At 73.2% G+C, this 24,291-nt stretch carries 22 protein-coding genes; 6 read left to right on the forward strand and 16 right to left on the reverse strand.

The features are described 5' to 3' along the window. Positions 1–39: 39 nt before the first annotated feature. The 3 genes from AB0E62_RS14025 to AB0E62_RS14035 form a co-directional block, all read right to left on the reverse strand. Positions 40–1,011, reverse strand: coding sequence for an aldo/keto reductase (locus AB0E62_RS14025; RefSeq protein WP_362192095.1), 972 nt, complete (start codon positions 1,009–1,011; stop codon positions 40–42). 171 nt (positions 1,012–1,182) lie between these two features. Beyond that, positions 1,183–2,616 carry an argininosuccinate lyase gene (argH, locus tag AB0E62_RS14030; protein WP_362192097.1) on the reverse strand — a complete coding sequence of 478 codons (1,434 nt, stop codon included), beginning with the start codon at positions 2,614–2,616 and terminating at the stop codon, positions 1,183–1,185. Positions 2,617–2,732: 116 nt separating this feature from the next. Then, on the reverse strand, positions 2,733–3,935 hold the full coding sequence (locus AB0E62_RS14035) for an argininosuccinate synthase (protein WP_362192098.1): 1,203 nt from the start codon (positions 3,933–3,935) through the stop codon (positions 2,733–2,735). Between the two features lie 126 nt (positions 3,936–4,061). Between AB0E62_RS14035 and AB0E62_RS14040 the strand changes: the two genes are divergently transcribed. Continuing rightward, a complete protein-coding gene (locus AB0E62_RS14040) occupies positions 4,062–4,649 on the forward strand; it encodes a pyridoxamine 5'-phosphate oxidase family protein (protein WP_362192100.1) in 588 nt (195 codons plus the stop codon). Positions 4,650–4,652: 3 nt separating this feature from the next. Continuing rightward, a complete protein-coding gene (locus AB0E62_RS14045) occupies positions 4,653–5,357 on the forward strand; it encodes a L,D-transpeptidase family protein (protein ID WP_362192102.1) in 705 nt (234 codons plus the stop codon). A gap of 402 nt (positions 5,358–5,759) precedes the next feature. Here the strand turns inward: AB0E62_RS14045 and AB0E62_RS14050 are convergent, their stop codons facing one another. From AB0E62_RS14050 to AB0E62_RS14090, 9 genes are all read right to left on the reverse strand, one after another. After that, positions 5,760–6,305 carry an arginine repressor gene (locus AB0E62_RS14050; RefSeq protein ID WP_362192104.1) on the reverse strand — a complete coding sequence of 182 codons (546 nt, stop codon included), beginning with the start codon at positions 6,303–6,305 and terminating at the stop codon, positions 5,760–5,762. A 7-nt stretch (positions 6,306–6,312) separates the two neighbouring features. Then, positions 6,313–7,518: an acetylornithine transaminase gene (locus AB0E62_RS14055; RefSeq protein ID WP_362192106.1), complete on the reverse strand. Its 1,206-nt coding sequence runs from the start codon at positions 7,516–7,518 to the stop codon at positions 6,313–6,315. Then, positions 7,515–8,414 (reverse strand): acetylglutamate kinase, encoded by a 900-nt coding sequence (gene argB, locus AB0E62_RS14060; protein WP_362192108.1) that lies wholly within the window; start codon positions 8,412–8,414, stop codon positions 7,515–7,517. Before argB ends, AB0E62_RS14055 begins: the two co-directional genes overlap by 4 nt. Continuing rightward, complete coding sequence (gene argJ / locus AB0E62_RS14065; protein WP_362192110.1) at positions 8,411–9,565, reverse strand: bifunctional glutamate N-acetyltransferase/amino-acid acetyltransferase ArgJ; 1,155 nt, start codon at positions 9,563–9,565, stop codon at positions 8,411–8,413. Before argJ ends, argB begins: the two co-directional genes overlap by 4 nt. After that, the gene (gene argC, locus AB0E62_RS14070; RefSeq protein ID WP_362192112.1) at positions 9,562–10,590 is read right to left on the reverse strand and encodes an N-acetyl-gamma-glutamyl-phosphate reductase; all 1,029 of its coding nucleotides are present in this window, start codon (positions 10,588–10,590) and stop codon (positions 9,562–9,564) included. Before argC ends, argJ begins: the two co-directional genes overlap by 4 nt. A gap of 45 nt (positions 10,591–10,635) precedes the next feature. Further along, positions 10,636–11,004: a GtrA family protein gene (locus AB0E62_RS14075; RefSeq protein WP_362192114.1), complete on the reverse strand. Its 369-nt coding sequence runs from the start codon at positions 11,002–11,004 to the stop codon at positions 10,636–10,638. Continuing rightward, entirely contained in the window at positions 11,004–11,954 is a 951-nt protein-coding gene (locus tag AB0E62_RS14080) for a glycosyltransferase family 2 protein (RefSeq protein WP_362192116.1), read from the reverse strand. Before AB0E62_RS14080 ends, AB0E62_RS14075 begins: the two co-directional genes overlap by 1 nt. A 22-nt stretch (positions 11,955–11,976) precedes the next feature. Further along, entirely contained in the window at positions 11,977–14,517 is a 2,541-nt protein-coding gene (locus AB0E62_RS14085; RefSeq protein ID WP_362192118.1) for a YfhO family protein, read from the reverse strand. Between the two features lie 255 nt (positions 14,518–14,772). After that, entirely contained in the window at positions 14,773–15,375 is a 603-nt protein-coding gene (locus AB0E62_RS14090; RefSeq protein ID WP_362192120.1) for an ABATE domain-containing protein, read from the reverse strand. A gap of 81 nt (positions 15,376–15,456) precedes the next feature. Between AB0E62_RS14090 and AB0E62_RS14095 the strand changes: the two genes are divergently transcribed. Next, positions 15,457–16,689 (forward strand): cysteine desulfurase, encoded by a 1,233-nt coding sequence (locus AB0E62_RS14095; RefSeq protein ID WP_362192122.1) that lies wholly within the window; start codon positions 15,457–15,459, stop codon positions 16,687–16,689. Between the two features lie 15 nt (positions 16,690–16,704). Here AB0E62_RS14095 and AB0E62_RS14100 read toward each other — a convergent pair whose 3' ends face one another. Further along, positions 16,705–19,185: an alpha-L-arabinofuranosidase C-terminal domain-containing protein gene (locus AB0E62_RS14100; RefSeq protein ID WP_362192124.1), complete on the reverse strand. Its 2,481-nt coding sequence runs from the start codon at positions 19,183–19,185 to the stop codon at positions 16,705–16,707. 132 nt (positions 19,186–19,317) lie between these two features. Here AB0E62_RS14100 and AB0E62_RS14105 point away from each other — a divergent pair, with 132 nt between their 5' ends. After that, the gene (locus AB0E62_RS14105) at positions 19,318–19,767 is read left to right on the forward strand and encodes a DUF6314 family protein (RefSeq protein ID WP_362192126.1); all 450 of its coding nucleotides are present in this window, start codon (positions 19,318–19,320) and stop codon (positions 19,765–19,767) included. Positions 19,768–19,776: 9 nt separating this feature from the next. Here AB0E62_RS14105 and AB0E62_RS14110 read toward each other — a convergent pair whose 3' ends face one another. Next, positions 19,777–20,214 (reverse strand): GNAT family N-acetyltransferase, encoded by a 438-nt coding sequence (locus tag AB0E62_RS14110; protein ID WP_362192128.1) that lies wholly within the window; start codon positions 20,212–20,214, stop codon positions 19,777–19,779. A 43-nt stretch (positions 20,215–20,257) separates the two neighbouring features. Next, a complete protein-coding gene (locus AB0E62_RS14115) occupies positions 20,258–21,691 on the reverse strand; it encodes a PLP-dependent aminotransferase family protein (RefSeq protein ID WP_362192130.1) in 1,434 nt (477 codons plus the stop codon). Between AB0E62_RS14115 and AB0E62_RS14120 the strand changes: the two genes are divergently transcribed. Continuing rightward, complete coding sequence (locus AB0E62_RS14120) at positions 21,690–22,601, forward strand: DMT family transporter (RefSeq protein WP_362192132.1); 912 nt, start codon at positions 21,690–21,692, stop codon at positions 22,599–22,601. The genes AB0E62_RS14115 and AB0E62_RS14120 overlap by 2 nt on opposite strands. 19 nt (positions 22,602–22,620) lie before the next feature. After that, positions 22,621–22,821: a DUF1918 domain-containing protein gene (locus AB0E62_RS14125; protein ID WP_362192134.1), complete on the forward strand. Its 201-nt coding sequence runs from the start codon at positions 22,621–22,623 to the stop codon at positions 22,819–22,821. On the opposite strand, the gene AB0E62_RS14130 is transcribed toward AB0E62_RS14125, so the two are convergent. Beyond that, entirely contained in the window at positions 22,822–23,940 is a 1,119-nt protein-coding gene (locus AB0E62_RS14130; protein WP_362192257.1) for a family 10 glycosylhydrolase, read from the reverse strand. It abuts the gene before it with no gap. Positions 23,941–24,291: the final 351 nt, after the last annotated feature.

Raw genomic sequence — 24,291 nt, forward strand, 5'->3', positions numbered from 1 at the left:
GGCGTGCGTGACTCATTTCCCAGGGTATCGCGGGGTGTGTCAGTGCCAGGGCAGTCGCCGGCGCCGCTCCCAGTACGCGCCGGGCTCCTCTCGCAGCGCCGCCAGGCGGGCCGCCTGGTCAGTGTCCAGGCCCACGGCGGGGGCGTGCAGGTTGGACAGGAGCTGCGGGACGGTCGCGGCGCCCGAGAGGACCACGCCCGCCCAGGGCCGGCGCAGGATCCAGCCGAGGGCGACCGCGTCGCAGCCGAGTCCGGTGGCGGCGGCCACGGCCCTCAGGGCGTCCGGGGCGTGCGGACCGGCCAGCCGGCCGTTCGCCATGCCCTCCTTGACGATCACGGTGAGCCCGGCGTCGTGGGCCTCGGCGAGGGCGGGGCCGGCCGAGGTCTCCAGGAGGTTGTACGTCGACTGGACGGTACGGAAGAGGGGCTCGCCGCCGACCGTGACGGCGAGGGCCGCGCGGATGGCGTCGGCCTGGGCGGGGCCGCTGGTGGAGAAGCCGACGGTGAGGCCCCGGGCGGCGGCCTCGGCCAGCCTGGCGTGCAGGTCCCGGTCGGTCAGGGCCGGGCTGTCCGGGGTCACCGAGTGGATCTGGTAGAGGTCGAGCCGGCCGCCGAGCAGGGCGTCGGTCTCGGCGCGCTGCCGGTCGTAGGCGGCCGGGCTGTGGTCCTTGACCTCGTGCGTCCCGGCGTGCGCCGACCAGCCGGCGGTGTAGGTGTAGCCCCATTTGCTGCCGATGACCACGTCGTCGGCGCCGGGGTTGCGCCGGAGCCAGTCCGCGAGGAACTCCTCGGAGCGGCCGTAGGAGCGGGCGGCGTCGACGTAACGGACGCCCTGGGCGTAGGCGGCGTCGAGGAGTGCGTGGGTGCGGGTGCGGAGCGCTCCGACGCCGCGGTCCTCGCCGAGGTCCTTGTCCCGGTCCAGGTTGATGTAGCCGGGGCGGCCCACCGCGGCGAGGCCGAGGCCGATGCGGCAGGTGGGGGTGGTGGCTGTCGCCAGCCGGGCGAAGGGCATCGCGGGGTCCGTTCGGTCGGGTCCGGTACGGCTCCGACCAACGTAACCCTTGATGACCTTCGCCTCGGTGCCCGGGTCGTGCGGTGCGTCGGCGGGCGCGGGTGCGGGTGCTCCGTGGCTGCCCGCGCCCGCGCGGCGGTGGCCGCGTGTCGGCCACGGCCCCGCCGCCCCTCAGGCCTGCTGCCGAGCCGTTGCCCAAGCGTGCTGCTCCGCCACGTCCGCCTTCACCTCTGCCAGCTGGACCGCCACCGCGCTCGGGGCCGTGCCGCCGCGGGCGTTGCGGGAGGCGAGGGCGCCGGGGACGTTGAGGACCGTGCGGACCTCGGGGGTGAGGTGGGGGGAGATCTTCGCGAACTGCTCGTCCGTGAGGTCGTCCAGCTCCTTGCCCTCGGCCTCGGCGGCCTTGACGCACTCCCCCGCGACCTCGTGCGCCACCCGGAACGGCACGCCCTGCCGCACCAGCCACTCGGCGATGTCGGTGGCCAGCGAGAAGCCGGCCGGGGCCAGCTCCTCCATGCGCTCGCGGTGCACGGTGAGCGTGGCGATCATGCCGGTGAAGGCGGGCAGCAGCACCTCGAGCTGGTCGCAGGAGTCGAAGACCGGCTCCTTGTCCTCCTGGAGGTCGCGGTTGTAGGCGAGGGGCAGCGCCTTGAGGGTGGCCAGCAGACCGGTCAGGTTGCCGATCAGGCGGCCGGACTTGCCCCGGGCCAGCTCGGCGATGTCCGGGTTCTTCTTCTGCGGCATGATCGACGAGCCGGTGGAGAAGGCGTCGTGCAGGGTCACGAAGGAGAACTCCTTCGTGTTCCAGATGATGATCTCCTCGGCGATCCGGGAGAGGTTCACGCCGATCATCGCGGTGATGAAGGCGAACTCCGCGACGAAGTCCCGGGAGGCGGTGCCGTCGATGGAGTTGCCGGCGCTGCCGCGCTCGAAACCGAGGTCCCGGGCGACCGCCTCCGGGTCCAGGCCCAGGGAGGAGCCGGCCAGGGCGCCGGAGCCGTACGGCGACACGGCCGTCCGCTCGTCCCACTGGCGCAGCCGCTCGGCGTCCCGGGACAGGGACTGGACGTGGGCGAGGACGTGGTGGGCGAAGAGCACCGGCTGGGCGTGCTGGAGGTGGGTGCGGCCGGGCATGGCCACGTCCGGGTGGGCCTCGGCGAGGCCGATCAGGGCGTCCTGGAGGTCGGCGATCAGGCCGCCGATGATCCGGGCGTGGTCCCGCAGGTACATCCGGAAGAGGGTGGCGACCTGGTCGTTGCGGGACCGGCCGGCGCGCAGCTTGCCGCCGAGGTCCGGGCCGAGGCGCTCCAGCAGCCCGCGCTCCAGGGCGGTGTGCACGTCCTCGTCGGCGATGGTGCCGGTGAAGGCGCCCGACGCCACGTCCGCTTCCAGCCGGTCGAGGCCGGCCAGCATCCGGGTCAGCTCGTCCTCGGTGAGCAGCCCCGCCTGGTGCAGCACGCGGGCGTGGGCCCGCGAGCCGGCGATGTCGTAGGGCGCGAGCCGCCAGTCGAAGTGGACGGACGCGGACAGCTTCGCCAGGGCCTCGGCGGGTCCGTCGGCGAAACGGCCGCCCCAGAGCCGTACGTCACCGCTGTTGCTGCTCACTTGCGTTGCTCCTCGAAGCTCGTGATGTGCCACCGCCTCCCCGCGTTTCCGGGCGGGGAGGCGGCTGTCAGGCCGGTGCGGGTGAGGTGACCCTCGTGTGCCGGGCCAGGTCTGCGTCAGGCTCCGCCTGCCAGATCACGCCGCGCGGCGATCTTCGACGACAGGCTGTAGATGTCGATGAAGCCCTTGGCGGCCGACTGGTCGAAGGTGTCGCCCGTGTCGTAGGTGGCGAGGTTGAAGTCGTACAGCGACTCCTCGGAGCGCCGGCCGGTGACGACCGCGCGACCGCCGTGCAGGGTCATCCGGATGTCGCCGGAGACGTGCTGGTTGGCCTCGTTGATGAAGCCGTCCAGGGCGCGCTTGAGCGGGGAGAACCACTGGCCGTCGTAGACCAGTTCGCCCCAGCGCTGCTCGACCTGGCGCTTGTAGCGGGCCAGTTCGCGCTCGACGGTGACGTTCTCCAGCTCCTGGTGGGCGGTGATCAGGGCGATCGCGCCCGGCGCCTCGTACACCTCGCGGGACTTGATGCCGACCAGGCGGTCCTCGACCATGTCGATCCGGCCGATGCCCTGGGCGCCGGCGCGCTCGTTGAGCTGCTGGATGGCCTGGAGGACGGTGACGGGCTTGCCGTCGATGGCGACCGGGACGCCCTCCTTGAAGGTGATGACCACCTCGTCGGCCTCGCGGGGGGTGGCCGGGTTCGAGGTGTACTCGTAGATGTCCTCGATCGGGGCGTTCCAGATGTCCTCCAGGAAGCCCGTCTCGACGGCGCGTCCGAAGACGTTCTGGTCGATGGAGTACGGGGACTTCTTGGTGGTGGCGATCGGGAGCTGCTTGGCCTCGCAGAAGGCGATCGCCTTGTCCCGGGTCATCGCGTAGTCGCGCACCGGGGCGATGCACTTCAGGTCGGGGGCGAGGGCGACGATGCCGGCCTCGAAGCGGACCTGGTCGTTGCCCTTGCCGGTGCAGCCGTGGGCGACCGTGGTGGCGCCGTGCTTCTTGGCGGCGGCGACCAGGTGCTTGACGATGGTCGGCCGGGACAGGGCGGAGACCAGCGGGTAGCGGTCCATGTACAGGGCGTTGGCCTTGATCGCCGGAAGGCAGTACTCGTCGGCGAACTCGTCCTTGGCGTCCGCGACCTCGGCCTCGACGGCACCGCACGCGAGGGCGCGCTTGCGGATGACGTCCAGGTCCTCGCCGCCCTGGCCGACGTCGACCGCAACGGCGATGACCTCGGCGCCCGTCTCCTCGGCGATCCAGCCGATGGCGACGGAGGTGTCCAGACCGCCTGAGTAGGCGAGTACGACGCGCTCGGTCACGGGTTTCTCCTCACAGTGCATTCGCTGACATGCATGAGTATGCAGGGCTCTGCATGATTCGTCAATCAGCCTCACGAGTGAGAAATACTTAGACAAGCGAAAGAGTTTGGCCGATAATCCTTGGACATGGGAAAGACCTATGACCGCATAGACGGCAGGCTGCGCTCCTTCATCGAGGAACAGCCCCTCTTCTTCACCGCGACCGCCCCGCTCTCCGGCGACGGCACGGTCAACCTCTCCCCCAAGGGCCTCAAGGGCTCCTTCGCGGTGCTGGACGAACTCACCGTGGCGTACCTGGACTTCGCCGGGTCCACCGCCGAGACCATCGCCCACCTGCGGGAGAACGCCCGGATCACGCTGATGTGGTGCGCCTTCCAGGGCCCGCCCAACATCGTGCGCGTGCACGGCCGGGGCGAGCCCGTCTTCCGCGACGACCCGCGCTTCCCGGAGCTCATCGCCCGCTTCCCGGACATCGACCCCGGCGCGCACGGGCTGCGCGCCGTCATCGTGGTGCGCGCCGACCTGGTCCGCGACTCCTGCGGCTACGCCGTCCCCTTCATGGCGTACGAGGAGGACCGCGATCTGCACGCCAGGCGCTTCGCCCGCGAGGACGACGCCTCGCTGAGCGCGTACTTCACCAAGAAGGAGCACATCGCGACCAGCCTGGACGGACTGCCCGGGCTGCCGTTGCCGCTGCCGCCGTCTAGCGTCTGAGCCATGCGCCCCGGTGTGGTCCTCGCCCTCGTCCCCGTCCTCTGTCTCGCCCTGCTCGGCGCCGCGCCCGGCCGGGACCCGGCACCGCTGCCGGCCCGGATGGCGGACACCGGCGGCGGCAGCCAGCTGATCGTCGCCGAGGCTCCGGACACCGGCGCCACCGAGGGCACGGTCGGCTGGTGGGACCTCAGGGAGGGCCGGTGGACCCTGGCCGGATCCGCGCCGGCCCGCTTCGGAGCGGGCGGGCTGGTGGAGGGCGGCACCCGGGTACAGGGCACCGGCACGACCCCGACCGGCCTGTACGACCTCCCCTTCGGCTTCGGGACCGAGCCGGCACCGGCCGGGACGAGCGTCGAGTACCGGGCCGTCAAGGACAGTTCCTGGTGGTGCCAGGACAACGGCTCCCGCTCCTACAACCGCTGGGCCGACCCGCTGCCCGCCGACTGCCGGGCCGCCGAGTCCGAGCACCTGGCCGACTTCGGGGAGCAGTACGCCCGCGCCCTGGTCATCGGCTTCAACTACGACCGGCCCGTGCACGGTCGCGGCGCCGGCATCTTCCTGCACGTCAACGGGCGGGGGGCGACGTCCGGTTGTGTGTCGGTGCCCAAGGACGCGATGGAGCGGATCCTGCGCTGGGCGGCACCCGGACGCGCGCCGCACATCGCGGTGGGAACCACGGCCGGACCCACCGCGGTCACCCGCTACTGAGACACCCCCAGGCACCCGAGAGGGGGCGCGGGGAACCGCGCGACCGGCCGCCGCGGACCCGCACCCGGCAACCCGCTCCGGGCCACCGCAGCACACCTGCCGCCGCAACAGACGACACCGCAACTACCCCAGAAGCGCGGGGAAACGGCGCAACCAGCCACCACGGACCCACACCCGGCAATCCGCTCCGGGCCACCGCAGCAGACGACGCCGCAACCTCCCCAGGGGCGCGGGGGAACCGCGCGACCGGCCGCCGCGGACCCGCACCCGGCAACCCGCTCCAGGCCACCGCAGCACACCTGCCGTCGCAACAGACGACACCGCAACTACCCCATAAGCGCGGGGAACCGCGCGACCGGCCGCCGTGGGCCCGCGCCCGGCAGGGAGGACGCGCCGCCCCCTTCAGTGGCCGTTCTGGGCCAGCCGCAGCAAATGGTCCGCCAGTGCCTGGCCCCCGCCGGGATCCCGGCTGATCAGCAGCAACGTGTCGTCGCCGGCGATCGTTCCCAGGATGTCGTGGAGTTCCGCCTGGTCGATGGCGGAGGCGAGGAACTGCGCGGCGCCGGGCGGCGTGCGCAGGACCACGAGGTTCGCCGAGGCCTCCGCGGAGATCAGCAGCTCCTGGGAGAGCCGCCGCATCCGCTCCTCCTTCGCCGACTCCCCCAGCGGGGCCCGCGGCGTACGGAACCCGCCCTCGCTCGGCACCGCGTAGATCAGGTCGCCGTCGGTGTTGCGGATCTTGACCGCGTTCAGCTCGTCCAGGTCCCGGCTGAGCGTCGCCTGCGTGACGTTCAGCCCGTCGTCGGCGAGCAGCTTCGCCAGCTGGCTCTGCGACCGCACCGGCTGCCGGTTGAGGATGTCCACGATCCGGCGGTGCCGTGCGGTGCGGGTCTGCGGTAGGGCGGGCCCGGCCCCCACGCCCTGCTCGTGGTCCTGCGCCTCGCTCATCGTCGTCTCATTCTCCGGATCGTCCGTCCCCATCCACAGGGCTCGCTGCGTCGAGGATGCCGGGCAGCGCCCGGAGCAGCGCACCCGCCTCGTCGTCGCGCAGGTTCAGCGGCGGCATGAGCCGTACGACGTCGGGGGCGGGCGCGTTCACCAGGAACCCGGCCTCCTGGGCCGCCGCCTGCGCCTGTGGCGCGCGCGGCCCGGTGAGCACGATACCCAGGAGCAGGCCCGCGCCCCGGACACCGTGGACCAACGGGTGGCCGAGCGCCTCGATTCCCTCCCGCAGCCGCTCGCTCTGCCGCTTGACGTTGTCCAGCAGTCCCTCGCCCTCGATGGTGTCGAGCACGGCGAGTCCGGCGGCGCAGGCGACCGGGTTGCCGCCGAAGGTGGTTCCGTGGTGGCCGGGCCCGAGCAGTTCGGCGGCCCGGCCGAAGGCCACGGTCGCGCCGAGCGGCAGCCCGCCGCCGAGCTGCTTGGCGAGGGTGACGACGTCGGGCAGTACGCCGTCGTGGGCCTGGTACTCGAACCAGGTCCCGGTCCGGCCGATGCCGGTCTGCACCTCGTCCAGGACCAGCAGCGCGCCGGTGGCGGCGGTGATGGCGCGGGCGGCCTTGAGGTAGCCGGCCGGGGGCACGATCACGCCGTTCTCGCCCTGGACCGGCTCGATGATCACGAGCGCGGTGTCCTCGGTGACCGCGGCGGCCAGCGCCTGGGGGTCGCCGTAGGGCACGTGGGTGACATCGCCGGGCAGCGGCCGGAAGGGGTCCTGCTTGGCGGGCTGGCCGGTGAGCGCGAGGGCGCCCATGGTGCGGCCGTGGAAGCCGCCGTCGGTGGCGACCACATGGCCGCGCCCGGTCAGCCGGCCGATCTTGAAGGCGGCCTCGTTGGCCTCGGCGCCGGAGTTGCAGAAGAAGACCCGGCCGTCCCGGCCGAACAGGCGCAGGAGCCGTTCGGCGAGGGCGACGGTGGGCTCGGCCATGAAGAAGTTGGAGATGTGGCCGAGGGAGGCGATCTGGCCGCTGACGGCCTCGACGACGGCCGGGTGGGCGTGGCCGAGCGCGTTGGTGGCGATGCCGCCGACGAAGTCCAGGTACTCCCGGCCCTCGGCATCCCACACCCGGGTGCCCTCGCCGCGGACGAGGGGCAGGCGCGGGGTGCCGTAGTTGTTCATCAGCGCGCCCTGCCACCGCGCGGTCAGTTCCTGGTTGCTCATGACTCCCCCTGTGCGTCCGGTACGACCATGGTGCCGATGCCCTCGTCGGTGAAGATCTCCAGCAGGATCGAGTGCTGGACCCGCCCGTCGATGACCCGGGCGGTGGTGACGCCGTTGCGCACGGCGTGCAGGCAGCCCTCCATCTTGGGCACCATGCCGGCACTCAGGTCCGGCAGCAGCTTCTCCAGCTGGGAGGCGGTGAGGCGGCTGATCACCTCGTCGGAGTGCGGCCAGTCCACGTAGAGCCCCTCGACGTCGGTGAGGACCATGAGGGTCTCGGCGCCGAGGGCGGCGGCGAGTGCCGCGGCGGCCGTGTCGGCGTTGACGTTGTAGACGTGGCCGTCGTCCTCGGCGCGGGCGATCGAGGAGACGACCGGGATCCGGCCGTCGGCGAGCAGGGCCTCGATGGCGCCGGTGTCGATGCCGGTGATCTCGCCGACCCGCCCGATGTCGACCGGTTCCCCGTCGATCTCGGGGAGGTGCCTCGTCGCGGTGATGGTGTGCGCGTCCTCACCGGTGAGGCCGACGGCGAGCGGGCCGTGCCGGTTGAGCAGGCCGACCAGCTCGCGCTGCACCTGCCCGGCGAGCACCATCCGTACGACGTCCATGGCGTCCTCGGTGGTGACGCGCAGGCCCGCCTTGAACTCGCTGGCGATGCCGTGCCGGTCGAGGGCGGCGCTGATCTGCGGGCCGCCGCCGTGCACGACGACCGGCCTGAGGCCGGCGTGGTGCAGGAAGACGACGTCCTGGGCGAAGGCGGCCTTCAGTTCCTCGTCCACCATGGCGTTGCCGCCGAACTTGATGACGACGACCTTGCCGTGGTGCCGGGTGAGCCAGGGCAGCGCCTCGATGAGGATGCGGGCCTTGGGCAGCGCGGTGTGCTTGCGGGTTGTCATGAGGAGTAGGCGCTGTTCTCGTGGACGTAGTCGGCGGTCAGGTCGTTGGTCCAGATGGTCGCGGTCTCGGTGCCCGCGGCCAGGTCGGCGACGATGTGGACCTCGCGGTAGCGCATGTCGACCAGGTCGCGGTCCTCGCCGACGGAGCCGTTGCGGCACACCCAGACGCCGTTGATCGCCACGTTCAGCCGGTCGGGTTCGAAGGCGGCCCGGGTGGTGCCGATCGCGGAGAGCACGCGGCCCCAGTTGGGGTCCTCGCCGTGGAGCGCGCACTTGAGGAGGTTGTTGCGGGCGATGGAGCGGCCCACCTCGACGGCGTCCTCCTCGGTCGCCGCGTTGATCACCTCGACCTTGATGTCCTTGCTGGCGCCCTCGGCGTCGCCGATGAGCTGGCGGCCGAGGTCGTCGCAGACCTGGCGGACGGCCTCGGCGAACTCGTCGAAGCCGGGGGTGACGCCGGAGGAGCCGGAGGCGAGCAGCAGCACGGTGTCGTTGGTGGACATGCAGCCGTCGGAGTCGACGCGGTCGAAGGTGACCCGGGTGGCCGCGCGCAGCGCCTTGTCCAGCGCCTCGCTCTCCAGGTCGGCGTCGGTGGTGAGGACGACGAGCATGGTGGCGAGGCCGGGGGCGAGCATGCCGGCGCCCTTGGCCATGCCGCCGACGGTCCAGCCGTCCCTGGTGGTGACGACCGAGGTCTTGTGGACGGTGTCGGTGGTCTTGATGGCGATCGCGGCCTTCTCGCCGCCGTGCTCGCTCAGGGCGGCGGCGGCCTTCTCCACGCCCGTGAGGACCTTGTCCATGGGCAGCAGCACGCCGATCAGACCGGTGGAGCAGACGGCGATCTCGATGGCGCCGCGGCCGAGCACCTCGGCGGCCTTCTCGGCGGTGGCGTGGGTGTCCTGGAAGCCCTTCGGTCCGGTGCAGGCGTTGGCGCCGCCGGAGTTCAGGACGACGGCCGAGACCTGGCCGCTCGCCAGGACCTGCTCGGACCACAGCACCGGGGCCGCCTTGACCCGGTTGGAGGTGAAGACGCCCGCGGCGGCACGGCGGGGCCCGTTGTTGACCACCAGGGCCAGGTCGGGGTTGCCGTTCTCCTTGATCCCGGCGGCGATCCCCGCCGCCGTGAATCCCTTGGCTGCCGTGACGCTCACGGTGCGACTCCGATCGTGGAAAGCCCGGTGGTCTCGGGAAGACCGAGGGCGATGTTCATGCTCTGGACGGCACCGCCGGCGGTGCCCTTGGTCAGGTTGTCGATGGCGCTGATCGCGATGACGCGGCCCACGGCGGCGTCGTGGGCGACCTGCACCTGGACGGCGTTGGAGCCCTGGACGGACGCCGTGGCGGGCCACTGGCCCTCGGGGAGCAGATGGACGAAGGGCTCGTCGGCGTACGCCTTCTCGTAGGCGGCGCGGACGCTGTCGGCCGTCACGCCGGGGGCGGCGGACGCGCTGCACGTGGCGAGGATCCCGCGGGGCATCGGGGCCAGGGTCGGGGTGAAGGAGACCTTCACGGGCCGGCCGGCGACGGCGCCGAGGTTCTGGATCATCTCGGGGGTGTGCCGGTGGCCGCCGCCGACGCCGTACGGCGACATGGAGCCCATGACCTCGCTGCCCAGCAGGTGCGGCTTGGGGGCCTTGCCCGCGCCGGAGGTGCCGGACGCGGCGACGATCACCGCCTCGGGTTCCACCAGCCCGGCCGCGTAGGCGGGGAACAGGGCGAGGGAGACGGCGGTCGGGTAGCAGCCGGGCACCGCGATGCGCCTGGACCCCGTGAGCGCGGCGCGGGCGCCCGGCAGTTCGGGCAGGCCGTAGGGCCAGGTGCCGGCGTGCGGGGAGCCGTAGAACCGCTCCCAGTCGGCCGGGTCCTTCAGCCGGAAGTCGGCTCCCATGTCGACCACGAGGACATCGGGGCCGAGCTGTTCGGCGACGGCCGCGGACTGGCCGTGGGGCAGCGCGAGGAAGACCACGTCGTGCCCGGCGAGGGCCTCGGGCGTGGTCTCGGCCAGCACCCGGCCGGCCAGCGGCAGCAGGTGCGGCTGGAGCGCACCGAGCCGCTGTCCGGCGTTGGAGTTCCCGGTCAGGGCACCGATCTCGACCTCGGGGTGCGCGAGGAGCAGTCGCAGGACTTCTCCGCCCGCGTATCCGCTCGCTCCGGCCACCGCCGCACGTACTGCCATGTCCACCCTCCTCTGGATGGCATGACTATACGTATCGCTGCACGTTTATGCAATGGACTTCGGGAGCATCACCCAGCGGGAGACGACGAAGGTGACCGGGATCGCCGCGGCGGAGGCGGCCAGCGGGGCGAGGCGGCTCCCCGCGTGCAGCACGTCCACGATCAGGTACACCCCCGCCGTCGTGATCACGAAGTTGGTGAGGTTGGTCAGCGGGAACAGCAGGAATTTCCGCCAGGTGGGCGGGGTCCGGTAGGTGTAGCGGGCATTCAGGAAAAAGGAGCCGACCATGGCGAGCACGAAAGCCAGGATGTGCGCCGCGAGATAGGGAAGCCCGGTCAGGAACAACAGGTAAAGACAGTAGTAGGTCGCCGTATTGACGACACCGACCGCCGCGAAGGTCAGTATCTGCCGCATCAGGGAACGAGGTCCTTCGTCCGTTCCACGTTGGTCGCCTTCACCAGGAAGTGCGGACGCCTCTTCACCTCGTAGTAGATGCGGCCGGTGTACTCCCCGATGACTCCCAGCATGACCATCTGCACGCCCGCGAGGGCGGTCACCGCGGTGATGATCGTCACATAGCCGGGGGTCTGGACGCCGTGGACGAGCGCGGCGCCCACGATCCAGGCGGTGTACAGGCCCGCGCACATCAGCAGGGTCACGCCCAGCCAGAGGGCGGCGCGCAGCGGGCGGTTGTTGAAGGACAGCAGGCCGTCCAGGCCGTAGTTGAGCAGTCCGCGCAGGTTCCAGGAGCTGCGGCCGGCCTCGCGGACGGCGTTCCGGTACTCGAAGGTGGTGCTCGGGAAGCCCACCCAGGCGAACAGGCCCTTGGAGAAGCGGTTGTACTCGGTCAGCCCCAGCACCGCGTCCACCACCCGGCGGGACAGCAGCCGGAAGTCGCCCACGCCGTCCATGAGTTCGACGTCGACCAGGCGGTTGACGAGCCGGTAGTACAGGCGCGCGGTGAGGGTCCGGGTCAGCCGGTCGCCGGTGCGGGTGCGCCGGGCGATGACCTGGTCGTGGCCCTGTTCGCGCAGCTCGACCATGCGCTTGATCAACTGCGGCGGGTGCTGGAGGTCGGCGTCCATGACGATCACCGAGTCGCCCGAGGCGTGCCGCAGCCCGGCGAGCAGGGCCGCCTCCTTGCCGAAGTTGCGGCTGAAGGAGACGTACCGCACCCGGGCGTCGCGCCCGGCCAGCTCCTGGAGGACGGCGAGCGTGCGGTCCCGGCTGCCGTCGTCGACGTAGACGAACTCCATGTCGTGGCCGAGGGGCAGCAGCTCCTCGGCGACCTTCTGGACCTCCTCGTGGAAGCGGGCGAGGACGTCCTGCTCGTTGTAGCAGGGCGCGACGACGGATATCAGCATGGTGTTCTCCCCCTGGGCGCGGTCAGTGAGCGGTGGTCGCCCGCTCGCGCGGCGATGTGGTCGTGGGCGGCGCCGGGGCGCGCCGGCGGCGCAGGGCGGAACCGGCGGCCAGCACGGCGAGGACGAGCAGCGAGGCGCCCCCGACCGCCGTGCCCAGCCGGAGTCCGGGCGGGTGGAAGGTGCAGGTCAGGCTGGTCGACGCGGGGCCGAGGGGGACGGCGACCAGGCCGTGGTACTCCCCCGCCGGCCGCTGCGGGCCGTCCCCCGTGGCGCACCGCCAGCCGGCGACGCGGGGTGCGGCGAGGACCGCGAGGCCCCGGCTCCCGGCGGGCAGCCGGGCGTGGACGGTGCCGCCGGAGACGGTGACGCCGGTGGCGCCGCCGGCCGTCAGCTGCGCGGCGGCGGTGCGCAGCCGGCCGGTGTCCAGGCAGCCGATCGCGCCGGGCGGGACGCTGCCGGGCCGGGCCGGGGTGAGCCGGACGGTCACCCGCCCCGAGGCGGGGGCGGTGCCGAGCGGGGCCATGGCGGCGCGGCTGCGGTCGCCCCGGGAGTTGAACGGCGTGGCGGTGCCGTCGCCGAGCCGGGCGGTGCCGGAGTAGTGCGGCGCCCACAGGTGGACCTGGGTGCCCGCCGGGCAGCGGGCGGTGATCACCGGCCGGGTCCGGGCGGTGCCGGAGCCGGTGCGGCGGTCCGGCAGCGGCCTGCCGGAGTCGTCCCGTACGGCGATCCGGGGGACGGTGTAGACGCGGCTGCCGAGCAGGATCTCCTGGTTGCGGTACGGCGAGTCGCCGAAGGGCCGGGGGTCCGGGGCGGGCCGCACGGTGACCAGCGGCGGCACGTCCCGCCGGGACAGCCGCACCGGGCGCCGGTCCGGCGGCGCGTGCTTCTGGTGCGGGTCGGGCGGGGAGTGCACCCGGGCGCCGACGGAGAAGATCACGTCGGTGACGGCGTTGTCCAGGCTCTGCACGCTGCGGCCCCGGGAGGTCCAGCCGCCGCCGAGCGCGGTCAGGGTGCGGCTGAGGACGTCGGAGGTCAGGCTGCTGTAGTACTGGGCGCCCTCGCCGCCCACCAGCAGCGGGTCGTTGCCGACGGTCTGCTCCCGGCCGGGGTCGGTGCGGTACCGGGGCCAGGCGTCGGCCTCGGCGATCAGCGCGGACTGCCGTTCCTGCCGGGCGCCCCAGGGCGCGTAGTCGTCCAGGCGCGCGAGGTGCAGCCGGGTGGTGACGGCCGTGGTGGCGGCGCTCTCCCCGGTCTGCGCGCCGAGCAGCAGGACGACGGCCAGACCGGCGAGCCGGCCGCGCCGCCCGGCGCGGGCCAGCAGCACCAGGCCGCCCAGCGCGCCGGCGACGGCGAGCAGCAGCACCGGCCAGGTGAGGGGCCGCACCACGGTGCTGCGGCCGGCGAGGGCGGTGATCAGGGCGAGCAGCCCGGCCGCCGGGCCGAGGGCGCGCGGGCCGGGCGGGCCGTGGGACAGGGTGTGCCAGGCGGCGATGACGAGGAGTCCGCAGACCACGAAGGTCTGCCGGTAGGGGCTGCCCTGCGGGGTGGCGAAGGCGTGCCAGACCAGATGGGTGGGCGCCCACTGGAGGGACAGGACCGCCAGCAGCACCAGGGCCGTCCAGCCGGCCCGGACCCGCCCGGGGACGGCCCGGTGGAAGGGCAGGGCGAGGGCGAGCAGCAGCGTGGTGGTGCCGGTGCAGAGCGCCGGGGAGCCCCAGCCGTACGCCGTCGGCAGCAGCCGGGCGAGCACGTCCTCGGCCGGCACCGGGGCGAACGCGCGCGCCCGGCCCGGGTAGGCGTGCCGGGTGCCGAAGTAGACGGTCAGCACCAGCGGGGCGGCGAGGCCCGCCCCGAGGACGGTGGTGAGGGCGCCGCGGCCGGCCGCGGCGAGGGCCTGCCGGCCCGGCGGCCGGGCGAGCACGAGGCGGAGCAGCAGCACCAGGGCGGCGCCGAGGGTGGCCATGTAGGCGGTGTAGAAGTTGGCGGTCCAGGCGAGCGCGACGATCAGCGTGCCGGGCAGGAACCGGCGTCCGGTGCGCGCCCATTCGCCGACCAGGCACAGCAGGGGCAGGGCGATCAGCCCGTCCAGCCACATCGGGTTGTAGTCGGCGTCGGCGAGGGTCCAGCCGCACAGCGCATACGAGGCGCCGAGCAGCCCGGCCGCCCACCAGCGGCCGGGCCGGAGGGCGAGCAGCAGTCCGGTCATGGCCGCGGCGGCGCAGGCGAGTTTCAGCAGGGTGATCACGTACACCGCGAGGTCGATCTCGTCGCGGGGGAAGAGGGCGACCAGCGGGGCGAACGGGCTGCCGAGGTAGGTGCCGAGGTCGGGCAGGAAGGAAGCGCCGTAACCGGACTGCCAGTTGACGAGGAGGCCGCCCTCGGCCCGGCCGTGCAGCAGGTCCCACAGGTGGGCGTGGAACGGCACGAACTGGTTGCCCAGGTCGTTGACGCTCCGGGTGCGCGGGCCGAAGGGGTAACTGCGCGCGAGGGCGTCACCGGCGCAGAAGGCGGTGACCGCGAGGGCGGCGGCGAGCAGGCAGGCGGCCCGCCCCGGCCGGGACATCGCTTTCACATCCGGTTCCCGTCCGGGTGCGGCCCCGGGTTCCCCCCGGCATTGCCGGGCGCGTCCCATGGAGTGCTGCGGTGCATTGTCGGCGTCCTCACAGAATGCGTACCCCGTCTATTCGCGGACTTAGACGGAGCGCGTTTCCTGTTGGTTGTGCGCTCACCGAAAAATCGGGTGACTTTCTCCGGGACGGGGAAACACCGCGTGAATTTGATGGCCGGCCGGATAATTCTTGATTTCCGGCAGGTGTTTTTAGGGTGAACCGGCCTTGCGGGCCGCGTAGGCCCGGGCCGCCCGGACCCGGTTGCCGCACTTGGTGGTGCACCAGCGGCGGGCGCCGTGGGAGCGCAGGAACCAGCGGGCGCACCCCTGGGCGGCGCACTCGGTGAGCTGGGCCGCGTCGGGGCCGGTGAGCAGCTCGGTGGCGTCCTCGGCGAGCAGGGAGAGCGCGGCGGCGGCCGGGTTGCCGGAGTCGGGGAGGTCGGCGCGGCGGGGGCCGTCGGCGCCCCAGGCCAGCTGGGGCGTGGCGGGGGCGGCGGCGAGGGCGGTGTTCAGGGTGTCGAGGGCGTCACCGGACGGCCGGGTCCTCGCGGCCCGGGCCGCGAAGAGGTCCCGCAGCGCCTCGCGCAGGGCCCGCAGCCGGCCGGCCTGCCGGCCCGCCAGGGCGACGGGGTCGGGCAGCAGGGCGTGCCGGACCAGCCACAGATGGGCGGCCCGGGTGTCGTCGAGCAGGTCGACCTGGCCGTGACTGACGGTGAACCGGGTGTTGACCAGCGCCAGCGAGGCGTACCGGTCCTCACCGGGGACCGGGAGCCGGTGCAGGTGGACGGGTGTCTCATCTTCCACGTCTCTCATGGTATTCCTTGCGGTTCTCCGTGAGAATGACCTAGCGTTCCTCACGGAGAACCGAAGACGAAACCGTGAGAGGTGACAGCCGTGGCCTTCGATGTGGACGCGCTGCGCGAGGACTTCCCGATCCTTCGGCGGACGGTGGCGAGCGGCGCGCCGCTGGTCTACCTGGACTCCGGGGCCACCACCCAGAAACCGCTCCAGGTCCTGGACGCGGAGCGGGACTTCTACCTCACCCGCAACGCCGCCGTGCACCGCGGGGCGCACCAGCTGGCCGGCGAGGCGACGGAGGCCTACGAGCAGGCCCGGCACACGGTCGCCCGGTTCATCGGCGCCGCCGACGACGAGGTGGTCTTCACCAAGAACACCACCGAGGCCGTCAACCTCGTGGCGTACGCGCTCGGCAACGCCGGCCGGATCGGCCCCGGCGACCGGATCGTGGTGACGGAGATGGAGCACCACGCGAACCTGGTGCCCTGGCAGCAGCTGGCCGCGCGGACCGGCGCGACGCTGGACTGGTTCGGTCTGACCGACGAGGGCCGGCTGGACCTGACCCGGGCCGGCGAGCTGCTGGACGAGCGCACCAAGGTGCTCGCGCTCACCCACCAGTCCAATGTCCTCGGCACGCTGAACCCGGTGCGGGAGCTGGCCGACCGGGCGCACGCGGCCGGCGCGCTGGTGGTGGTGGACGGCGCCCAGTCGGTGCCGCACCGCCCGGTGGACGTGACCGGGCTGGGCGCGGACTTCCTGGCCTTCTCCGGGCACAAGATGCTCGGCCCGAACGGCATCGGCGTGCTGTGGGGCCGCGCGGAGCTGCTGGCCGGCCTGCCGCCGTTCCTGACCGGCGGTTCGATGATCGAGGTCGTGGAGATGGACCGCACCACCTTCCTGCCGCCGCCGCAGCGCTTCGAGGCGGGGGTGCCGATGACCGCGCAGGCGGTGGGGCTCGCGGCGGCGGTGGAGTACCTGGAGCGGCTGGGCATGGCGGAGGTGGCGGCGTACGAGGACACGCTCACCGCCCGCGCCCTGGCCCTGCTCGCCGAGGTGCCCGGGGTGCGGATCGTCGGCCCCGGCGACCTCGCCGACCGGGGCTCGGCCGTCTCGTTCACCGTGGACGGCGTCCATCCGCACGACGTCGGACAGGTGCTGGACGAGCGGGGCGTCGCCGTGCGCGTCGGCCACCACTGCGCCCGGCCGCTCGCCCGGCGGTTCGGCGTCCCGGCGACCACCCGGGCGAGCTTCTACGTCTACAACACGCCGGAGGAGGTCGACGCGCTGGTGGCGGGGGTGCGGGCGGCCCAGCGGTACTTCGGCGCCTGAGCACCCCCGCGCGCCCTACTTCTCCTTGATCCTGAGGAAGGTGACGGAGTTCGCCGGGAAGGTGTACGTGAACTTCCCCGCGACCCCGGTCACGGTGGACGTGCGCGGGGCGACCGCCGTGGCCGTCTCGGTGTTCACGGCGTCCGGCGCGGCGGCGAGCGTGGTCGCCGTGGCCCGGGACGCGACCCTGGCCCCGCCCAGGTCGACGGCGGTGCGGGCGGCGGCGGACCGGGCGTTGACGACCTTGACGATCAGCTCGCCGGTCTTCGTGTCGCGCGTGACGACCTGCCGGAACGGCTCGGCCGGCTTGTCGTCCGTGAAGGCGCCCCACTCCTTGCCGTCGAGGTAGAGGGTGACCTGGCGGCCCCGCACCTTGACGTCGATGTCGTAGGCGCGGCCGGTCTCGACCGAGCCCGCCTTGGTCATCAGCGTGGACTTGCCGCCGTCCACGGCCTGCTCGACGGCCGACTGGGTGTTGTTCCAGCCGCCGATGTTCCACCAGTAGTAGTTCCCGGTGTCCTTGACGCCGAAGGCGACGAGGAAGCCCTCCCTGCCGGACTTCTTGGTGGCCTTCACCCGCAGGTCGTAGTCGTGCCAGGAGGGGTCGCCGGCCTGGACCATGGTGTTCTCGGCGGTGTCGTCCGTCTGGACGTAGCGGCCGTCCTGGACGCTCCAGCTGCCGGTCCCGGTGTGGGTCCACTTCGAGGCGTCACCGGAGAAGTCGTCGGCGAGCAGCGCGGAGCCGTCGGCGCCGGTGACCCGTACGTCGTCGTAGGCGGCGCTGGTGTTCCAGGTGGACAGGCCGACCGCGCCGGCGATGGGTCCGCTGACGCCCGGGGTGCCGGTGGCCGTGCTCGGCACCACCCGGTCGCCCACGTTGGTCATGAACAGCTTCTGCACCTCGTAGTTGGCCGAGCCCCAGGAGGCGTGGTTGTTGAACCACACCAGGTCCGGGCGCCACTGGACGGCGTCCTCGTTGGCGAACAGCGGGGCGTAGGAGGCGAGTTCGACCACGTCCGCGTTGCGTTCCAGGCCGGTCATGAAGGCCGCTTCGGCGAGTCCGTTCTTGAAGGCGTTGCCCTGGGAGGCGTACTCGCCGAGGAAGACCTTGGGGCCCTGGCGGTCGTAGGAGTCGTAGCGGTCGTTGTTCTGGAGGAACCACTGCGGGCTGTTGTAGTAGTGCTCGTCGACCATGTCGACCCCAGCGTCCCGGTTGAGCTTCCAGGCCGTGTCGAAGGTCGTGCCCGAGTCGTCCGGGCCGGAGTTGGAGACGACCTTCATGTACGGGTACTTCGCCTGGATCGCCGCGCGGAACTTCTGGAAGCGGGCGAAGAACTCGGCGGGCAGGTTCTCCTCGTTGCCGACCTCGATGTGGGTGAGGTGGAAGGGCTTCGGGTGGCCCATCCGTGCCCGCACCTTGCCCCAGGCGGAGGTCGCCGGGCCGTTGGCGAACTCGACCAGGTCCAGGGTGTCCTGGATGTGCCGCTTCAGCAGGGCGTCGTCGTCCACGGCCCGGTTCTGCCCGCAGCCGGTCACCAGGGCCGGTACGACGGGCAGCGGCATGGCGCCGATGTCCTCGGCGAACCGGAAGTACTCGTAGTAGCCGAGGCCGTAACTCTGGTTGTAACCCCAGAAGTTGGCGTTGGTGGCGCGCTGCTCGACCGGGCCGACGGTGTCCTTCCACTGGTAGGCGCGCTTGCGCTGCCAGCCGGACGCCTCGCTGTAGTCCTGCATGGAGCCGGTGTTGACCAGGCAGCCGCCGGGGAAGCGGACGAAGCCGGGGTGCAGGGCGGCGACCTTCTCGGCGAGGTCCTTGCGCAGGCCGTTGGGCTCGTGCCGGTAGGTGTCGCGCGGGAAGAGGGACACCATGTCCAGGGCGGCGGCGGAGTCGGCGGCCACGGTGAGCCGGCCCGTGGTGCTCGTCCGGGTGGCCGTGAAAGTGGCCCGGTAGCGGGCCCAGCCGTGCTTCTTCACGGCGATCCGGCGGGCGGTGGCGAGCGGTCCGCCGGAGTCCTGGAGGGTGACGGTGAGCGTGGCGCCGGCCTCGGCGCGGGCCCACACCGAGAAGTCGTACTTCTCACCGTCCCGTACGGCGATGCCGGTGTTGTAACCGGCGTTGGTGACGGACGAGCCGGCGCCCAGCGCCAGGTAGGTGCGGTTGCGCTCGTTGAGCCGGCCGGCGTCGTCCGCCGCGCGGGCGGTGCCGGAGACGGTCCAGGCGGTGAGCGGGGTGTAGGAGGCGTTGTCGGCGGTCGTGTACTCGAAGGACCGGTTCTGGACGAGTTCGGCGTACAGACCGCCGTCGGCGGCGCGGTTGATGTCCTCGAAGAAGACCCCGTACATGGTCCGGGGGATCGCGGGGCCGGTGGCGGAGGGGTCGACGGTGATCGCGTAGTCGGTGACATCCTCGGCGTGGGCGGGGACGGGGAGGGCGGCCGTGGCGAGCAGGACGGCGCCCGCTCCCAGACCGAGTCTGAAGCGGGTGGTGCGTGACATGGATACTCCGCGGCTCTGTTGTTCGAAATATCAGACGTTGGTCAGCACTTCGAACGGCAAGATAGGGAAGGGGTATGAGCACGTCAATGGGGCGGACCGAGACCGCACGGAGAGAGGGGCAGGCCGCAAGGGATGCGTGAGGACGAGTTCTGGCCGGTGGCCGACGCGCTGGCCTATCTGTCCGGTCGCTGGCGCGTCGAGCGCACGGTGCGGGACCTGGCGAGTGGCGACGAGGGGCACTTCGCCGGGACCACCGTCTTCGGCCCGCTGGACGGCGGCGGCCTGCTGCACGAGGAGTCCGGCGTCTTCACCTGGCACGGGACGGCCCGGCCGGCCGGGCGGACGCTGCGGTTCCTGCCGGGGCCCGCGCCGGGCCGGGCGGATGTGCGCTTCGCGGACGGGCGGCCCTTCCACGACCTCGACCTGACCACGGGCCGGCATGTCGCCGACCACCCCTGCGCCGCCGACCTCTACCGGGGCGAGTTCACCGTCCTGGACGCCGGCCGCTGGCGCACGGTGTGGCGGGTCGGCGGCCCGGCCAAGGACCTCGTACTCACCACGGACTACACCCGCGGGGACTGAGCCGGGCGCTCACTCGAAGGAGTGCGCCATGTACTGCTCCGGGCGCTCCAGCGGCCGGAAGCCCAGCCTGGCGTACACCTCGTGCGCGTCCTCGGTGGCGAGCAGCAGCCGGCGCAGCCCGAAGGGCGCCAGGTGGTCGCGGATCCGGCCGACGAACGCGGTGCCCACGCCCTTGCCGCGCACCGAGGGGTCGACGTACACATCGGCGAGCCAGGCGAACAGCGCCCGGTCGGTGACCACGCGGGCGTACGCCACCTGCTCCCCGGTCCCCGTGGCGTAGACCCCGAAGTTCAGCGAGGACGCCATCGCCCGCTCGTGCATGTCACGGGAGCGGCCGAGCGCCCAGTACGCGTCGGACGACAGCCAGCCGTGCACACGGTCGGCGTCGACACGGCCGGGGTCGGCGGAGAACTCGTAGCCTTCGGGAAGGTCGGGTGCATCGCTCATACGATGATCCTCACAGGTCGGTCCCCGTACGGCCCAGCGGTTTTCACCGCACCTCCTCGTACGCCGTCCGCAGCCGCCGCACTCCCTCCGCGATCTCCCCGGTGCCCGCCACCGCCGCGAAGCTCAGCCGGAGGTGGGCGGCGGGCGGTTCGGCGCTGAAGTAGGGGCGGCCCGGGGTGAGGGCGACGCCCGCGCGGAGCGCCGCCGCGGTCAGCGCGGCCTCGTCCACGCCCTCGGGCAGCCGCAGCCACAGGTGGTACCCGCCGGCCGGGATGTGCGGCAGGGCCGGCTCGGGCAGTTCCCGGGCGAGCGCGCCGGTCATGGCGTCGCGGCGGGTCTTCAGCTCGGCCGACAGCGCCCGCAGATGGCGCGGCCAGGCCGGGGAGCCGACGAGTTCGAGGGCGGCCTCCTGGAGCGGGCGGGGCACGAAGAAGCTGTCCACGACCTGGATCGCGCGCAGGCGTTCCAGCACTGGCCCGCGCGCGGCCAGCGCGCTCACCCGGAAGCTGGGCGAGGTCGCCTTGGTGAGCGAGCCGACGTGCACCACCACGCCGTCCGGGTCGTCGGCGGCGAGCGGGCGGGGCAGCGGTCCGGCGTCGGCGTGCACGAGACGGCGCACGAAGTCGTCCTCGACGACGAACGCGCCGGCCGCGCGGGCGATGCGCAGCACCTCGGCGCGCCGGGCGGGGGCCAGCACGGCACCGGTCGGGTTCTGGAACAGCGGCTGGCAGACGAAGACCCGGGCGCCGGTGGCGCGGAAGGCGTCCGCGAGCAGGTCGGGGCGCACCCCGTCGGGGTCCACGGGCACCGGGACGGGCCGCAGGCCGGCCGCGCGGGCGAGGGCGAGCATGCCCGGGTAGGTGGGCGACTCCACCAGCACCGGCGCGCCGGGCGGGGCGAGCGCGCGCAGCGCGGTGGCCAGCGCCGCCTGGCCGCCCGCGGCGATCAGCACCTCGGCGGCGGTGACGGCGCCGCCGATCCCGCGCGCGAACCACTCCCGCAGCTCGGGCAGCCCCTCCAGCGGCGGCCGCTCCCAGGCGCCGGGCCGCCGGCCGGCCCGGGCCAGGGCCGCCGCCATGGCCCGCTCCGGTTGCAGACAGGGATGCGGATAGCCGCCGCTGAACTCCAGCACCCCGGGCGGCGGGGCGGCGAGCGAGACCGTGACGCCCGAGGCGTCCACCGTGCGCGGGACGAGGTCGGCGGCGCCGTCGGCGCTGAGGGCGACCTCCTGCCAGGAGGTGTCCCCGGCGGGGCCCTCCGCGCGGTGCGGCCGGGCCCGGAAGGCGCCGGCGCCGGGCCGGGTGACCACCAGCCCCTCGGCGGCGAGCTGGGCGAGGGCCCGGGAGACGGTCACCGGGCTGACCCGGAACCGCTCGACCAGCGCCCGGCTCGACGGGAGCTTTCCTCCAGGGGAGTAGCGGTCAAGCTCCCGTCGGAGCTGTTCCGCCAATTCCCCCACGCTGCTACGCTGCTGCATGAGAACACAGAGTAGCGCTACTGCCGCGAGCCCGATAGCAGTCGCCGCCCCCGGGGACCTGCGGGGCGCCGGCACCCTCCAGGCCGGTCTCGGCGTGGTCGCCTTCTCGCTGACCTTCCCCTCGACCGCCTGGGGCCTGGAGAGCTTCGGCCCGTGGTCGCTGGTGGCGGTGCGCGCGGTCCTCGCCGCGGTGGTGGCCGGGGGCTGTCTGCTGGCACTGCGGGTACGGCTCCCGGCGCGCCGCCAGCTGGCCGGGCTGGCCGTGGTCGCCGCCGGCGTGGTGCTGGGCTTCCCGATGCTGACCACGCTCGCGCTGGAGACGTCCACCACCGCCCACGCGGCCGTGGTGGTGGGGCTGCTGCCGCTGACCACCGCCGTGTTCTCGGCCCTGCGCACCGGCGCCCGGCCCTCCCGCCGCTTCTGGCTGGCGGCCGTGGCGGGCGCGGCGGCCGTGATCGCCTTCACCCTCACCCAGAGCGGCGGCGCGCTCACCACGGCCGACGGCTGTCTCTTCGCGGCGCTGCTGGTGTGCGCGGCCGGTTACACCGAGGGCGGCCGGCTGGCCCGGGTCATGCCGGGCTGGCAGGTCATCGGCTGGGCCCTGGTGCTGTGTCTGCCGCTCAGCCTGCCGGCCGCCGCGGTGGCGCTGGCGTACGAGCCGGTGCACCTCACCGGGCACGGCATCGCCGGACTGCTGTGGGTGGCCCTCGGCTCGCAGTTCGCCGGCCTGGTGGTCTGGTACCGGGGCATGGCGGCCATCGGCATCCCTCGGGCCAGTCAGTTGCAGTTGGCCCAGCCCCTGCTCACACTGGTGTGGTCGGCGCTGCTGCTGGGCGAACACTTCACGGTGGCCGCACCGCTGACCGCCGTGGCCGTGCTCGTGTGCATCGCCGTCACGCAGCGGTCGTGAGCATGAGGAGGCCTGTCAGATGCACGCATCCAAGGGCGACCGGCTGGTCCAGCACGGCAGGGTGGTCGGCCAACACGACCATGTCGTGGAAGTGGTCGAGGTCCTCGGCCCCGACGGCACCCCGCCCTACCGTGTCCGCGCCGAGAACGGACACGAGACGATCATGTCCCCCGGACCCGACTGCCAGGTCAAGCACGGGCGGGAGCAGCAACAGCGGTAGTCAGCGCGGTTGCCCCGCCGGCCCCCGGTAGTGGTCGGCGACCACCCGTGCCATCGCCCCGGCGGGGTCGGCCGCCACGTCCGCCGCGGCGAAGAAGACGTGCCCGCGCACCTGCGGGTACCGGGCGGCGAGGGTGAGGTGCCGGGACAGCTCGACCGGGTCCTGCCAGGCCGACGGCTGCCCGGCGTCGCCCGCCTTGTACAGGGCTTCCCCCAGGTAGAGCCGCGTCTTTGTACCCCGGGCCGCCTCGGACCACCAGGCGGCGAGCGCCGCGTAGTCGGCCGTGGCGTGGCCGATGTGCCAGTACAGCTGCGGGACGACGTAGTCGATCCAGTGCTCGCGGACCCAGGTACGGGTGTCCGCGTACAGGTCGTCGTACGTCTGGACGCCCGCCCGGGTCTCCGAGCCGCGCGGGTCGGTGTCGGCGTTGCGCCAGACGCCGAAGGGGCTGATCCCGAACCGGGTGCCGGGCCGGACCCGGCGGATGCCCGCGGCCGTCTCCCGCACCAGGGTGTCGATGTTGTCCCGGCGCCAGGCGGCCCGGCCGGGGAAGGCCCCGCCGTGACGGTCGTAGGCCGCGTCGTCGTCGAAGGTCTGCCCGGCGACCGGATAGGGGTAGAAGTAGTCGTCGAAGTGGACGGCGTCGACCGGATAGCGGGCGACCGCGTCCAGCATCGCCCGCTCCACGAAGGCACGGACCTCGGGCAGCCCCGGGTTGTAGTACAGCCGGCCGCCGTACGGCACCACCCAGCCGGGGTGCCTGCGGGCCGGGTGGGAGGGGGCCAGCCGGGAGGGGTCGGTGTGGTTCGCGACCCGGTACGGGTTGAACCAGGCGTGCAGTTCCAGGCCCCGGGCGTGGGCCTCCTCGACGGCCGTGCCCAGCGGGTCCCAGCCCGGGTCGCGGCCCTGGGTGCCGGTGAGCCACTCGGACCACGGCTCGTACGGCGACGGCCACAGCGCGTCGGCGGCCGGGCGGACCTGAAGGATCACCGTGTTGAGCCGGTACCGGACCGCGCGGTCGAGGTGGGCGGTCAGCTCGGCCCGCTGCCGGTCCGCCGGGAGGCCGGGCCGCGAGGGCCAGTCCCGGTTGGCGACGGTGGCGATCCAGACGCCCCGCATCCCGGCGGGCGCCCGCGGCGGACGGGGCGGGCCCGGCGCCGCGGCGGCGGTCCGCACGCCGGGAGCGGGTCTCCCGGCCGGCGTCGCGCCCGGAGGGGGAACGGCGGCCCCCGGTGTTCCCGGGACGGCCCGCGATGCGGCCGGCCCGGGGGCCGGTGTGGCCAGGACGGACAACGCGGCGCGGGCGAGGGTCCGCCGTGAGACACACACCACCGGGCACCTCCCCGTACGCTGTGGATCCGCTCGGTCACGGATCGTTCCGCGCTCCAGGATGCACCCCACCCGGGCGATCGATCATCGATACTTGGCGGTAACGTGCACGATCGGAGCAGGCGCCGGAACCCGGAGATC

Source organism: Streptomyces sp. NPDC038707, assembly GCF_040636485.1.
Taxonomy (GTDB): Bacteria; Actinomycetota; Actinomycetes; order Streptomycetales; family Streptomycetaceae; genus Streptomyces.